This is a genomic window from Gilliamella sp. B3817 (genome assembly GCF_026536705.1).
Classification (GTDB): Bacteria; Pseudomonadota; Gammaproteobacteria; order Enterobacterales; family Orbaceae; genus Gilliamella; species Gilliamella apicola_I.
This window is the reverse complement of record NZ_JAFNNV010000012.1, coordinates 31,224-44,859: the sequence shown is the minus strand read 5'-3', so window position 1 is coordinate 44,859 and position 13,636 is coordinate 31,224. Positions and strand designations below refer to the sequence as shown.

Annotated in this window: 13 protein-coding genes and 1 pseudogene; 13 read left to right on the top strand and 1 reads right to left on the bottom strand. The window is 32.1% G+C overall.

The features are described 5' to 3' along the window. The 6 genes and pseudogenes from J3U36_RS10960 to J3U36_RS10935 form a co-directional block, all read left to right on the top strand. On the top strand, positions 1–482 hold a 482-nt coding region (locus tag J3U36_RS10960; protein WP_267385909.1), incomplete at its 5' end, for a pseudouridine synthase. A gap of 161 nt (positions 483–643) precedes the next feature. Further along, positions 644–1,567, top strand: a pseudogene (ftsY, locus tag J3U36_RS10955) (signal recognition particle-docking protein FtsY); the annotation flags it as partial. A 9-nt stretch (positions 1,568–1,576) separates the two neighbouring features. Next, positions 1,577–2,230, top strand: a complete 654-nt coding sequence (gene ftsE / locus J3U36_RS10950; RefSeq protein WP_267360522.1) for a cell division ATP-binding protein FtsE — start codon at positions 1,577–1,579, stop codon at positions 2,228–2,230. 5 nt (positions 2,231–2,235) lie between these two features. Continuing rightward, the gene (ftsX, locus tag J3U36_RS10945; RefSeq protein WP_267380037.1) at positions 2,236–3,198 is read left to right on the top strand and encodes a permease-like cell division protein FtsX; all 963 of its coding nucleotides are present in this window, start codon (positions 2,236–2,238) and stop codon (positions 3,196–3,198) included. 198 nt (positions 3,199–3,396) lie between these two features. Next, the gene (gene rpoH, locus J3U36_RS10940; RefSeq protein ID WP_267360520.1) at positions 3,397–4,257 is read left to right on the top strand and encodes an RNA polymerase sigma factor RpoH; all 861 of its coding nucleotides are present in this window, start codon (positions 3,397–3,399) and stop codon (positions 4,255–4,257) included. Positions 4,258–4,478: 221 nt separating this feature from the next. After that, the gene (locus J3U36_RS10935) at positions 4,479–4,784 is read left to right on the top strand and encodes a hypothetical protein (RefSeq protein WP_267360518.1); all 306 of its coding nucleotides are present in this window, start codon (positions 4,479–4,481) and stop codon (positions 4,782–4,784) included. Positions 4,785–4,998: 214 nt separating this feature from the next. Here J3U36_RS10935 and J3U36_RS10930 read toward each other — a convergent pair whose 3' ends face one another. Further along, positions 4,999–5,700, bottom strand: coding sequence for an aspartate/glutamate racemase family protein (locus J3U36_RS10930; RefSeq protein ID WP_267380039.1), 702 nt, complete (start codon positions 5,698–5,700; stop codon positions 4,999–5,001). A gap of 147 nt (positions 5,701–5,847) precedes the next feature. On the opposite strand from J3U36_RS10930, the gene J3U36_RS10925 reads away from it, so the two are divergent. The 7 genes from J3U36_RS10925 to dndE all read left to right on the top strand — a co-directional run bounded on the left by J3U36_RS10925 (position 5,848) and on the right by dndE (position 13,616). Continuing rightward, entirely contained in the window at positions 5,848–6,687 is an 840-nt protein-coding gene (locus tag J3U36_RS10925; RefSeq protein WP_267350048.1) for a VanW family protein, read from the top strand. Next, positions 6,671–7,486, top strand: a complete 816-nt coding sequence (locus J3U36_RS10920) for a hypothetical protein (RefSeq protein ID WP_267380041.1) — start codon at positions 6,671–6,673, stop codon at positions 7,484–7,486. Before J3U36_RS10925 ends, J3U36_RS10920 begins: the two co-directional genes overlap by 17 nt. Positions 7,487–7,531: 45 nt before the next feature. Next, on the top strand, positions 7,532–8,221 hold the full coding sequence (gene cobB / locus J3U36_RS10915; RefSeq protein WP_267380043.1) for a Sir2 family NAD+-dependent deacetylase: 690 nt from the start codon (positions 7,532–7,534) through the stop codon (positions 8,219–8,221). Positions 8,222–8,554: 333 nt separating this feature from the next. After that, positions 8,555–9,637, top strand: coding sequence for a DNA sulfur modification protein DndB (gene dndB / locus J3U36_RS10910; protein ID WP_267350042.1), 1,083 nt, complete (start codon positions 8,555–8,557; stop codon positions 9,635–9,637). A 2-nt stretch (positions 9,638–9,639) separates the two neighbouring features. Beyond that, positions 9,640–11,265, top strand: a complete 1,626-nt coding sequence (dndC, locus tag J3U36_RS10905; protein WP_267380045.1) for a DNA phosphorothioation system sulfurtransferase DndC — start codon at positions 9,640–9,642, stop codon at positions 11,263–11,265. Between the two features lies 1 nt (position 11,266). Beyond that, complete coding sequence (dndD, locus tag J3U36_RS10900; protein WP_267350038.1) at positions 11,267–13,276, top strand: DNA sulfur modification protein DndD; 2,010 nt, start codon at positions 11,267–11,269, stop codon at positions 13,274–13,276. Continuing rightward, positions 13,266–13,616 carry a DNA sulfur modification protein DndE gene (gene dndE, locus J3U36_RS10895; RefSeq protein WP_267350036.1) on the top strand — a complete coding sequence of 117 codons (351 nt, stop codon included), beginning with the start codon at positions 13,266–13,268 and terminating at the stop codon, positions 13,614–13,616. Before dndD ends, dndE begins: the two co-directional genes overlap by 11 nt. Positions 13,617–13,636 lie beyond the last annotated feature (20 nt).

Below are 13,636 nucleotides of genomic sequence, written 5' to 3'. Positions count from 1 at the left end.
ATTTTATCTCATTACCCAAATTTTATCCTGCTGGACGATTAGATACTGACAGTGAAGGATTACTTTTATTAACAAACGATGGTAAACTACAAGCTAAAATTAGTTCACCAAAATTTAAGCTACCAAAAACGTATTGGGTTCAAGTTGAAGGATCAATTACTCAACAAGCAATAGATAAATTAAAGCGTGGTGTTCAATTAAAAGAATTTTATACTGCACCTGCACTAGCAACTATTTTGCAAGAACCAACACTCCTATGGCAAAGAGTGCCTCCTATTAGAGAACGTAAAACTATTCCGACATCATGGATAAGTATCACTATAACAGAAGGTAAAAATCGACAAGTTCGAAGGATGTGTGCTGCAGTTGGTTTTCCATGTTTACGATTGATTAGAGTCCAAATAGGTCAATATAATTTATTCAGCCATAATTTACCTTTAGGTGAATGGAAAACAATAAACCTAAATAATCTTTATCTATAAAATAACTAGCAGATAATTAAGTACTATTTTGTAGAGAATTTTTGAATAAACTAGATCAATATATTCATCTATTTGTACTGAATAAATTGGGCTTTATACTAAAATAAGATAAAATGATCTTTATCATGATCATAGGATAACTATTTATGGTAGAACAAAAAAAAGAGGGATTTTTTTCTCGTCTAAAACAAAGTCTCTTTAAAACAAAACAAAATATAGGATCAGGTTTTTTAAATTTATTTAGAGGAAAAAAAATAGACGATGCTTTATTTGAAGAACTTGAAGAACAATTATTAATTGCAGATGTTGGTTTTGAAACTACGCAAAAAATTATTTCAGCTTTAACTCAACAAGCTTCTCGCAAAGCGTTAAAAGATGCTGATGCTTTACATGAACTATTAAAGCAAGAAATGAAATCTGTGTTAAATGGAGTTGATAAACCGCTGGATATTTCAACTCATAAACCATTTGTGATATTAATGGTTGGTGTTAACGGTGTCGGTAAAACAACAACAATAGGTAAATTAGCTCGTCAATTTCAACAACAAGGTAAATCTGTTATGCTTGCCGCAGGTGATACATTTCGTGCTGCAGCGGTTGAACAATTACAAGTATGGGGAGAACGAAATAATATTCCGGTAATTGCACAGCATATTAATGCGGATTCGGCTTCAGTTATTTATGATGCCATTCAAGCAGCCAAAGCTAAAAATATTGATGTTCTAATAGCTGATACTGCAGGTCGTTTACAAAACAAATCACATTTAATGGATGAACTAAAAAAAATTGTTCGAGTGATAAAAAAACATGATGAAACTGCACCACATGAAATCATGTTAACAATTGATGCAGGCACTGGACAAAACGCAATTAGCCAAACTAAATTATTTAATGAAGCAGTTGGATTAACAGGCATGACCTTAACTAAATTAGATGGTACCGCAAAAGGAGGTATTATCTTTAGTATTGCTGATCAGTTTAATATCCCTATCCGTTATATCGGTGTTGGCGAAAAAATTGAAGATTTAAGACCTTTCAACGCTGATGATTTTATTAACGCACTGTTTGATGAAACAGATGAATAGAGAGAGGCTATGATCCAATTTCAACATGTGAGTAAAGTTTATTCTGGCGGAAGACCTGCATTGCAGAATATAAACTTTACATTATCAACAGGTGAAATGGCATTTTTAACAGGTCATTCGGGTGCTGGCAAAAGCACCTTAATGCGTCTTATTTGTGGTTTGGAAAAAGCGAATGATGGTAAAGTAATGCTTAATAACATTGATGTGTCAACGTTACGAAAGCAGGATATGCCTTTTTTACGGCGAAAAATAGGTATGATCTTTCAAGATCACCAATTACTTATGGATCATACTGTTTATGACAATGTTGCTATTCCTTTAATCATTTTAGGTAAACCAGTTGAAGAAATCCGACGACGGGTTTCTGCATCGCTTGATAAAGTTGGATTAATCAATAAAGCTAAATTCTATCCCATTCAGTTATCTGGTGGAGAACAGCAAAGGGTAGGGATTGCAAGAGCGATTGTTAATCGTCCCAGTGTGTTATTAGCCGATGAGCCTACAGGTAATCTTGATGATAAACTTTCAAAAGATATCTTAAAATTGTTTGAAGAATTTAATCAAGCTGGCGTAACGGTATTAATGGCAACGCATAATATTGGGCTTATTCGTCGAAAACACCACCGGATACTTCATTTAAATCAAGGGCGTTTAGAGGGCTAATATTAATGATAAACGCTAATGTCAGATCAGCCAAAGCAACTTCTAAAAATAAAAGTCACTTTTTAGGTCGTTGGAAAAGACAAATAAGTTATGCATGGCAAAATGTTTTTAATCATTTCAAACAAAATATTTTAACATCACTACTGACAATTTTAGTTATAGCAATTTCAATAAGCTTACCAACAATCGGCTATTTATTATGGAAAAATGCGAATCAAGCTGCACATCGGTGGTCTCCAACGCCAAATTTAACGGCATATATAAGCAAGACATTTAATGCTGAGCAAACTGACGAATTAATTGAAAAAATCAAATCTCTTTCAGAGGTGGAAAAAGTTAATTATCTTTCACGCGATGATGCTAAAGAAGAATTTATTTCATGGTCTGGATTCAGTAGTGCATTAGATTTATTAGAAGAAAATCCACTGCCGGCGGTAGCAATTATTATTCCTAAACCAGAAGCAAAAAAGACAGAAATACTTCATAAATTACAATCAGAAATTTTCAAAATTGATGGTATCGATGATGTCAAACTAGACGATAGCTGGTTTACTCGTTTGACAGCTTTAACTGATATGGTTAAAGCAATAGTTTGGGCTATTGCAATATTTATGATTATTGCAGTATCACTGGTTATTGGAAATAGTATTCGTTTAAGTATTTTTGCCCGAAAACAAACAATTATTGTTATGCAATTAATAGGCGCTACCGAAGGTTTTATTTTACGCCCTTTTCTGTATAGTGGAATGTTTATTGGATTTATAAGTGCTTTATTTTCTGTCGTTTTATCGGAAATATTTATTTTTCAGATAGAATCTATTATATTAAATGTCTCAAATGAATTCGGAACAGTATTTTCACTAGAAGGGTTATTGTGGGATGAAGTCTTGCTAATTGTATTAATTACAATTGTGATAGGATGGTTATCATCACTTATTACAACAAAAAGATATTTAAAAATTAGTTAATTAAGATAGTTCTTCTTAATAGTATTAAGTAGAAAAGGTGATTAATATTTTTATAAATATTTTTTTATTTTAAACCTAATTGTGAACTAAATTACATTTTAACTGTCTAATATTAAAAGTTTAAAACTGTATAAAGTTTTATATTGTTGTAATCAAAAATAAATACAACAAAAAAAGTTTAAATAAAGGGGGAATTAAATGAGTACTGATTTAAAAATGCAAGTAGGTGCTTTAATCCCACAAGGCAATATTGAATCTTACCTTCGCTTGATTAATACCTATCCTATGCTAACTGCTGAGGAAGAAAAATCTTTAGGCGAAAGACTTTACTATCATGATGATGTTGATGCAGCAAGACAATTAATTTTATCGCATTTACGTTTTGTTGCGCACATCGCCCGTGGTTATTCTGGTTACGGTTTACCACAAGCAGATTTGATACAAGAAGGTAATATTGGTCTAATGAAAGCAGTACGTCGCTTTAATCCTGAAATGGGCGTTCGTTTAGTGTCATTTGCAGTACATTGGATTAAAGCTGAAATTCATGAGTATGTGTTAAAAAACTGGCGTATTGTTAAAGTTGCAACGACTAAAGCACAAAGAAAATTATTCTTTAATTTAAGAAAAAATAAACAACGTTTGGGTTGGTTTAATAGTGCTGAAGTTGATATGGTTGCTGATGAATTAGGTGTTAGCCGTAAAGATGTGCTTGAAATGGAATCGCGTATGTCTGCACAAGATATGTCCTTTGATGTCGATAGCGATGATGATGATAACGCAGTTGTTGCGCCGGCATTATATTTAGAAGATAGTAATTCAGATTTCTCTAAATCAATTGAAAATGATAATTGGGAAAATGATGCAACCGACAAGTTACATGATGCTTTATCACAATTAGATGAACGTAGCCAAGATATCATTAAAGCTCGATGGTTAGATGCTGATGATAGTAAATCAACGTTGCAAGTTTTGGCTGATAAATATAGTGTTTCGGCTGAACGAATCCGCCAACTTGAAAAAAATGCTATGAAAAAACTACGTGTTGCGATAGAAGCATAAGCTTTTTGTTAACTGCTACTTTTATAAGCCTTGCTGGAAAAGCAGTAAGGCTTTTTTTATGAATAAAATCTTTAAATTACAGTTAATAGGGGTTTAAAATACTATTATCAAAATTCATCCAAAAAACATATAAATATGTTATAAATAAAAAATAATCTTTATTTATGACCACATTGCATAAATATATTTATGTAAATGACTTACTAATTTAGGAATAAGAAATGTTGAAAAAAATTACTAAAAGTATTTTATTAAGCCTTCTGTTTGCAAATCTTGTTGCTTGTAATGAAAAAAATAAACATGACCTAGGAACTATCAAAATAGATACTGGTGCAGTTGAATGTGATCGCTATATTGCATTGATTTTGGATTTACAAAATACATCACAACTGCCTGCCGAATCTGAAGAGTCAATTAAAAAAAGTATTGAGGAGTTTAGACAGATGGTTGAAAAAAATCCAGATGTGATTAAAGGTGAATGTAATGCGGCCTATTCTGCGATGCGAGGCGCTATAGAGGAACGCTAATTTCAATGAAACATTAAACAAGGATTCTTTAGCGTATCCATTCAAAAGAATTTTTATGTGCTTATAATAACTGATTTCAAAGCGCACAATAAAAAGTTAATTAGTTTTTGTTGAAAATGCATATTATTCATATCAGTTAAAATCAAGAATTTTTTCGTAGCGATTTTATATTAAAGGCAATCGGTAAGTATTTAGATTGCCATCTGCTATAGGATTAAAAACAACCTTTATTTATTGCGCTTAATGCTGCTTCTTGAGCATGTAACAGAGCTGTATCAAAAAAAGGGATCTTGTGATCTGCTTGAGAAATTAATAAACCAATCTCCGTACAACCAAGTATCACTCCTTGGGCTCCTTTTATAACTAGCTTATCAATGATATTAAGATAGGTTTGTTTCGATGTAGGGTTAATGATACCATGGCAAAGTTCATCATAAATAATTTGATTGATGATCATTCTACCTTGCTCATCGGGAATCAGCACTTTTAAACCTTTATTAATCAGTTTTGATTTATAAAAGTCTTGTTCCATCGTATATTTTGTTCCAAGCAAAGCAACGGTTTGAATATTTTCTTTAATTAAGTGCTGTGCCGTAACATCAGCAATATGAAGAATGGGAATATCAATGGCTGCTTGAATCTGATCTGCGACTTTGTGCATAGTATTGGTACAAATCACGATAAAATCTGCACCAGCTTGCACTAACCTTTTCGCTGCATCAATTAAAATAAGCGCACTTTTATCCCACTCACCATTGGCTTGGCAATGTTCAATTTCTTGAAAATCGACACTATATAAAAGTGTTTTCGCTGAATGTAATCCTCCTAATGATTGTCCTACCTTTTGATTGATAACTTGATAATAAGTCACGGTACTTTCCCAGCTCATCCCGCCGATTAAACCTATTGTTTTCATTTTATTCATCCTTAACGTACTAAATCATAATATAACTTCTTTAAGATATCTTTTAGTTTATTATTAAAAGTTTATGTATCTCTTCTCTCAAAAAATAGTACTAATGTTATAATTTATCTTATTGGAATTTAAGATAAAAAACAATTAATGTCTAAACCGTTATCAAGTTATCATCCCTTACTTTATTGGTTAAGGGTAAATCAGCGTCGTTTGTTTCGTCATTTGTTCTGGTATTGTTCTTCGCGTCAATATAGCTTAGAACGTAGTCATGATTTACGTTTACCATATCGTTATAAAAAACATACATCCAAATTAATACGTCGATTGGGTAACAGCGATATTCAGCTTCAATACAATAAAGTCACAAATCTAAAAATTGCAGTGGATTCGTTAAATGGAATCTTAATTAAACCAGGTGAATATTTTTCGTTTTGCCGATTAGTCGGAAAACCAACTAAAAAGCGAGGATTTTTGAATGGAATGGAACTATCATTTGGTGTAGCTCGTTCCGGTATTGGCGGTGGTATATGTCAGATTAGTAATCTAATTCATTGGTTAGCTCTCCATTCAGAACTCCAAATAGTCGAACGAGCAAATCATAGCTTTGATCCTTTTCCTGATGATGGTCGAGTGTTACCTTTTGGTTCGGGTGCCGCTATTTTTTATAATTATATTGATCTTATTATTTATAATCCTACCGATAAAACGTTTCAAATTATGCTTCATGTTGGAGAGCACCAACTAGAAGGTGAGCTATTATGTGATGAAGAAAGACAATACAGCTATCATGTTTATGAAAAGCAGCATGCCTTTATTAAAAGGCAAGGTGTTATCTATAGAAAAAATGAAATTTGGAGAGACACCATGACCAAAAACAATGTCGGTGGCGCCCCGGCATGTATTCGTTCAGAAATGATGTATAAAAATAATGTAATTGTAAAATACGAAGTGAATGGAGAATTGATAACAAATGAAGAAAACGAGTAAATATCTATTATTAATGCCATTAATGTGTTTAGTTTTATCTTTTTCATGTTTTGCTGATCCCAAAGTGATTCATGTCGTTGTTGCATTATGTGATAATAAGTATCAAGGCATTGCACCAGTTCCGGCTGCAATCGGTAATGGTCAAGATCCAAAAAATAATCTTTATTGGGGGGCGGCCTATGGTTTTAAAACCTACTTTGGTAAACAAAAAGAGTGGCAAGTAGTACAAATCAATAAACCTGATGATGATAAAATATTAGAAGAGATTATATATAAGCATCGAAGCAAAGATGTTTATCTGATTGCTCAGGCATATAATGGCAAATACATAGATGATACTATTGATGATTTTATAGAATATTCAGCAGGCAAAAAACAATCATCATTTACGATAGATAACAAGAAAATAACGGCTGGAGGTAAAGCTGATTTAGTCGTTTATATTGGTCATAATGCTTTAATGGAATGGTCTTGGCATAAATTTTTGCCTGATAGTTGGCGTTGGGAAACACTTCCAAATGACGCACAAGAACAACAAAAATCGAGATATGCGGCCGTTTTTGCTTGTAAAAGTCAAAAATATTTTTCGAAACCGTTATCTGGTTTGGGGATTTCGCCCTTAATTTTAACTATGCATCTTATGGCTCCGGAAGCATATAGTGTGCACGCTATGATCGATGCTTGGTTAAAAGGCGAAAGCAAAGCTAATATTCGATTGAAAGTGGCTACTGCCTATAGCAAGTATCAGAAATTGAACAAACCCGCGTTGAACATGTTTACTACGGAATATAGTCAGTAGTATTTTAGTTAAATCGGCATAATTTTGAATACTGGAGTCTAAAATATGATCAAAACACCTAAAATTGTTATTTTAACTGGTGCGGGTATATCGGCGGAATCTGGGCTATCGACATTCCGTGCGAAAAATGGATTGTGGGAAGGGCATGATGTTAACGATGTTGCAACCTATGAAGGTTATAGTCGAAATCCCATTGCGGTTCATTCCTTCTATAATATGCTACGAAGAAAATTACAAAGTCCTGATGTAAAACCGAATTTAGCTCATTTTGCTTTAGCTGAAATGGAACACAAATTGGGCAGTGAAAATGTATTAGTGGTCACACAAAATGTAGATAATCTACATGAAATAGCAGGTTCTAAAAATATTATTCATATGCACGGGGAATTACTTAAAGTGCGCAATGAACAAACAGGGCAGATTATCGATTGTCTGGAAGATGTCGATTATCAACAAAATAAATTTATTCGCCCCCATATAGTATGGTTTGGAGAAATCCCATTACAAATGGATAAAATCTACGATGCACTTTCACAGGCTGACTATTTCATTTCTATTGGGACATCTGGTAATGTTTATCCTGCCGCAGGATTTGTAAAAGTTGCCAATCAATCGGGGGCTAAAACTGTTGAGCTTAATTTAGAGCCAAGTTTAAGTGAAAGTTTATTTCAAACCAAAATTTACGGCCCAGCAAGTCAAGTTGTGCCTGAATTTATTAAAAAATTTATCGTTTAATTTCTGTTTTAAAATCATGTTTCTCAGATATTTTTGGGGATTTGGAATAAGGAGGGAGAAAGGGATTAAATTGATAAGCTAAATTGTTTTGTTATTGAGTTTTTTTATGTGCTAAAAAGTTTTAAAGTTTTATCATTTCAAATATAAATGAATTTTCTGATTTTTTAAGGCAATATGGTAATTATAATAATTTAAAGCTGGTTAAAATATGTATAGTAACTTTGATTAATTATCGATAGCATATTTTAATATACGTTAAATTTAAACGTAACAATTTATTTAAGTATACAAATGACGTAATATACTGCTATAATTTTTTTTCTAAGATTTATCATGAATAATAATCCTGATTCAAATTATTGTTACTCTTTTCCGGCTATACGAGGTATTCAAGCAGGTAGACCTTTCTATATAGCTACATGCCCGTTACGTATTATCCCTAAAATATTTAGTTTCGACGATAAAGAAGCAAAACCTGAACTAAGAGCGCAAAGAACATTAAATAAATCAAGAATACCAGAAATGGTAAGATATTTAATAGATAATCCTAAAGATTATGTATTTTCCGCTTTAACTGCTTCAATAGCTGTTAATGTTGAGTTTAAAGAATATTCAGAAGCACAAAATTTAGGTATGTTGCTTGTGCCTATGGACTCTCAAATTTTAATAAATGATGGTCAACATCGAAGAAAAGCAATTGAAGAAGCAATTAAGAAAAAACCAGAACTAGGTCAAGACAATATCCCTGTGCTATTTTTTATCGATCAAGGATTGGTCAAAAGCCAACAAATATTTGCTGATCTGAATAAATATGCTGTAAAACCGAGTCCATCTTTAGCAACGCTTTATGATCATCGAGATCATGCATCAGAGCTTGCTCGTAATTTAGCTTCTCAAATAGAACCGTTTATTGGTTTAACTGAAATGGAAAGATCTACTATATCAACACAATCAGACAAATTATTTACTTTAAGTAGTATTAGACAAGCTACTCGAGCTCTTTTATCGAAAGGTTTAAAGGATAGTTATTCTGAGGATGAAAAAAAATTAGCTACTGAATATTGGTATCAAGTATTTCTTAATATGCCCGATTGGAAGATGGCAATAAACAAAGAAGTATCAGCTTTAAAACTTCGCCAAGAATTTATTCATTCTCATGGAGTTGGACTTCATGCTTTAGGAATACTTGGACAAAGTTTACTACAAAATAGTCCTTTAAACTGGAAAAAAGAATTATCAAAGTTAAGATTAATCAATTGGCGTAAAACAAATCCTGAATGGATCCGCAGAACGATGTCACATGGAAAATTGAGTAAATCTATATCTTCAATAAAGTTAACAACAAATTTTTTAAAAATTACTTTTGATTTACCTCTTACAGAAGAGGAAAAAATACTAGAGCAAAAAGTGAATTAGCAATGGTAAAATTAAAGCAAGTTTATGATTTATATGACTATGAGAATTTTATTAATAAAGAAATTTTTTCTGGTCGAGTTTTAGCTGAGTATGTAGCAGAAGTTCAAAGAGTTTATTGCTCAGATAAGCGTCCTTGGGTTATTGGTTATAGTGGAGGGAAAGATTCTTCTGCAGTAATTACTCTAATTTATTTAGCATTATTAGGTCTAGAGCCTAAGTTTAGGACAAAATCTGTCTTTATCGTTTCTTCTGATACTTTAGTCGAAACCCCAGTGGTTGTTGATTTAATTAGTCGTACTTTAGGGCAAATAGAAAAAGGCGCTAAAAGAGATAATTTACCAATAACTTGTCATGCTGTTGTCCCGAAAACAGAAGAAACATTTTGGGTTAATCTATTAGGTAAAGGCTATCCAGCTCCTACAAGAAGTTTTCGGTGGTGTACCGAACGAATGAAAATAAATCCAGTTAGTGATTTTATAAAAGATAAAATTAGTCAATTTGATGAAGTTATTGTTATTCTTGGTTCGCGTAGTAGTGAAAGTGCTTCACGTGCTCAAGTTATAGCCAAACATAAGATTGATGGTTCTCATTTAGCAAGGCATACTACTTTGGCTAATGCTTTTATTTATACTCCTATTGATACATGGGAAGTAGAGGATGTTTGGAAACTGTTACGTGGTGCATACAAATATGCCCTTGATGATATTGAGGAATGGGAATCTCCATGGGGAGGAAATAACCGTCCTCTTTGGACTCTATATATGGATTCTTCAGATCAAGGCGAATGCCCTCTAGTTATTGATGAAAGCACCCCTTCTTGCGGAAATTCTCGTTTTGGATGCTGGACATGTACTGTGGTGAAAAAAGATAGAGCTATGGAAAGTTTAATTAAAAATGGTGAGGAATGGATGTTACCATTGTTAAATTTTCGTGACCTTTTATCATTGACTACAGAACCAGAAAAAAAAGATATTTATCGTAATTATAAACGACGAACCGGTAAAGTAAGCTATCAATATGCTAAAGAAGGAGAAAATATTGCAACTACTCGAAAAATTGTTCCTGGACCTTATTGGATGAAGTATAGAAAACAATGGTTAAAACAACTTTTAGAAATAGAATTGAATTTCAATAAAAAAGGTCATACTATTCAATTAATAACAGAGCCAGAATTGCATGCAATTCGGCATGAGTGGTTGAGAGATCCTAATGAGCCAGACTGGAGTGACTCTTTACCTAAAATTTATAAAGAAGTATATGGAAAGAATTTAAATTGGGTTATTGATGATCAATCCCATTTTGATGAATCTGATGCTCAACTTTTAAAACAGCTTGCTCCTGAATATGATGTTGAAGCTGAGATGGTTATGAAATTAATTGAGCTTGAAATAAGTCTAGAAGGCTTTAGTCGTCGACAAGGTATTTTTAATAAAATTGAAAATATATTGAAACAAGATTGGGGTAAAAGCTTACAAGACATTGAAAAAAAACAATCTGAATTGCAAAAGCGTCATGAAAAAGACTTACATCAAAAAGAACTTACCAAAATTGAAAATGAACTTAAGAATTTACAAAGTGAATTTATAAAAATAGATAATTCAATTTCATTATTGGTAGAAGGTCATTAATATGATTATTAAAAAATTAGTTTTACAAAATTTTCGGGTTTTTCAAGGAACACATGAGATTGAATTATCGCCAACTAATACTAAAAAACCAATTATATTGTTGGGGGGATTAAATGGTTCAGGTAAAACATCAATTTTAACTGCCATTCGTTTAGCACTTTATGGAAAAATGGCTTTTGATTCTGTATTAACGAATCAAGATTACCTTGATCAACTTTCTAAACTCATTTATAAAAATGCAGAAACTAAAAAAATAGAAAAAAGTGCCTCAATTGAATTAACTTTTGCTTATAATCAAGGGGGAGAAACATCTGACTTTACAATAAGCCGTAGTTGGGCCTTAGGGCAAAAAGACAAATTATTTTTATCAAAAAACAGTAAACCATTACAAGAATTAAATTATGAACAATGTCAGGGCTTTCTTAATGAATTAATTCCTAATGGCGTTGCAGATTTATTCTTTTTTGACGGTGAAAAAATTGCAGCCTTAGCTGAAGACGAATCTGGGAAAATTTTACAAACAGCTGTACGACGTTTATTTGGGTTAGATCTCATTGAAAAATTACGTAATGATCTGACTATTTTTCTAAAAAGACATACAACCAATACATTAGATGTAAAAAACCAAGAAATATTAAATCAATTAGAAAACGAAAAAAATACCTATCTTAAAAAGGCTGAGCAATTTAGGCATTCAGCCCATCTTATTTATGTACAAATAACTAGTATTGCCGAAAATATTCAGAAAAAAGAAAGATTATTTTCAGCTCAAGGAGGGGCTTTTGCTTTAACCAAATCAAAAGAAAAAGAAAAGGTTGATACACTTGTTAAAGAAAAAGAAACACTTGAAAAATCAATTCGCCAAGAATTTGATGGTGTTTTCCCGTTATCATTGGCGCCTAAAACATTAAATAGTTTATTTGAACAATTACAACAAGAAGTAGAATTGAAGCAGGCTAAACATTTTGTTACTGAGCTAAACCATTTTTTAAATAAACTACAAGCTGATATGGCCTTTCGTTCAACCACTACCGCTAAAATTGCTAGCGAAGCAATTAAAGACCAATTAGATGATTATTTATCCAATAAGCCTTTTGGTGAGGTTTTACTTGATATATCTGAGCGTGAATTAGGTTTTTACCAAAAGATGATTCAAATTGATGTTAATAAAACAAAAATACATTTTCAACAATTACTAAACAGATTAACTATTGTTGAAAACGAATTAGAGCAAGCCTCGCTAAATATTGATCGAGCGCCGGAAGATGAACAATGGTTTGAACTTTTTTCACAAATTAGGCAACTCGATTGTGAAAGAATCACTAAAATCAATGATCATAATGAATTTCTTGAAGATGCTAGAAAAATGTTAGTATTAGCGTTGGAAAGAACAAAACAAATTCAAAAATTTCATGATGAAATACGTTTACAATATAACGATAATAATGCTATTGTCCATGCTAAAAATAGCTTAGCTCTTTTAGAGGAATATACTGTTTCACTCACTGAGTCAAGAATCAAAGCTCTAGAGACTAAATTTTTATCAGCATATAAACGGTTGAATCGTAAGGAGCATGAAAAATTATCAGCTAAAGTGAATACAAAAACCTTTGATGTTGAACTTGTTGATAACGATGGTCAATTTATTAATCGACAATCTTTATCAGCGGGTGAAAAACAGATTTATGCTATTGCTATTCTCGAAGCATTAGGTAAAACATCTGGTCGTCAATTACCTGTTATTATTGATACACCTCTTGGACGGTTAGATTCACAACATCGAGATAAATTAATTAAATATTATTTTCCTATCGCCAGTGAACAAGTCATTATTTTATCAACTGACACTGAGATTGATAAAAATTATTATGAAAATTATTTAAAAGATAATATTTCTCATTGTTACCAAATAAATTTCAACAACAAAACTAACTCTTCAGAAATAAATAGTGGTTATTTTTGGTCAAAGTCACAACTCAGTAAAAATCAAGAGGTACTCAATGTTACCTAATAGGATGCAACTTACTCGTCAAACCGAAGAACAATTAAAACGTCTTAAAATTGCAACAGGAATAACTCCAAATATATCTTCTCGCCTAGCATTTTATCGTTCAATCGAATCGGGATTTAGGTACCAAATAAATGATAAAAAACTAGATGGTTTATTAGTTTTAGAAAAATCAATTTGGTTAGGAGAATTAGAAGGGATTACTGAATTATTGCTACGATTCATATATCCTGATCTTGATAGTAAAGCGCTCATGAAAGCTTGGGCTGCGCATGTAGAAGATGGTATAGCGGCTTTAAGAAATCATAAAAATTTATTAAATTTAGTTATTGCCATAAAGTAATTAACCTTTATATTTGTCTA

What these genes read in the sequence shown, in the direction of transcription:
- J3U36_RS10920 (WP_267380041.1), top strand. Translation starts at nt 6,671, where the DNA reads ATGAAGAAAACGAGTAAATATCTATTATTAATGCCATTAATGTGTTTA.
- J3U36_RS10935 (WP_267360518.1), top strand. Translation starts at nt 4,479, where the DNA reads ATGTTGAAAAAAATTACTAAAAGTATTTTATTAAGCCTTCTGTTTGCA.
- ftsX (WP_267380037.1), top strand. Translation starts at nt 2,236, where the DNA reads ATGATAAACGCTAATGTCAGATCAGCCAAAGCAACTTCTAAAAATAAA.
- J3U36_RS10930 (WP_267380039.1), bottom strand. Translation starts at nt 5,700, where the DNA reads ATGAAAACAATAGGTTTAATCGGCGGGATGAGCTGGGAAAGTACCGTG.
- dndB (WP_267350042.1), top strand. Translation starts at nt 8,555, where the DNA reads ATGAATAATAATCCTGATTCAAATTATTGTTACTCTTTTCCGGCTATA.
- rpoH (WP_267360520.1), top strand. Translation starts at nt 3,397, where the DNA reads ATGAGTACTGATTTAAAAATGCAAGTAGGTGCTTTAATCCCACAAGGC.
- ftsE (WP_267360522.1), top strand. Translation starts at nt 1,577, where the DNA reads ATGATCCAATTTCAACATGTGAGTAAAGTTTATTCTGGCGGAAGACCT.
- dndC (WP_267380045.1), top strand. Translation starts at nt 9,640, where the DNA reads ATGGTAAAATTAAAGCAAGTTTATGATTTATATGACTATGAGAATTTT.
- dndD (WP_267350038.1), top strand. Translation starts at nt 11,267, where the DNA reads ATGATTATTAAAAAATTAGTTTTACAAAATTTTCGGGTTTTTCAAGGA.
- dndE (WP_267350036.1), top strand. Translation starts at nt 13,266, where the DNA reads ATGTTACCTAATAGGATGCAACTTACTCGTCAAACCGAAGAACAATTA.
- cobB (WP_267380043.1), top strand. Translation starts at nt 7,532, where the DNA reads ATGATCAAAACACCTAAAATTGTTATTTTAACTGGTGCGGGTATATCG.
- J3U36_RS10925 (WP_267350048.1), top strand. Translation starts at nt 5,848, where the DNA reads ATGTCTAAACCGTTATCAAGTTATCATCCCTTACTTTATTGGTTAAGG.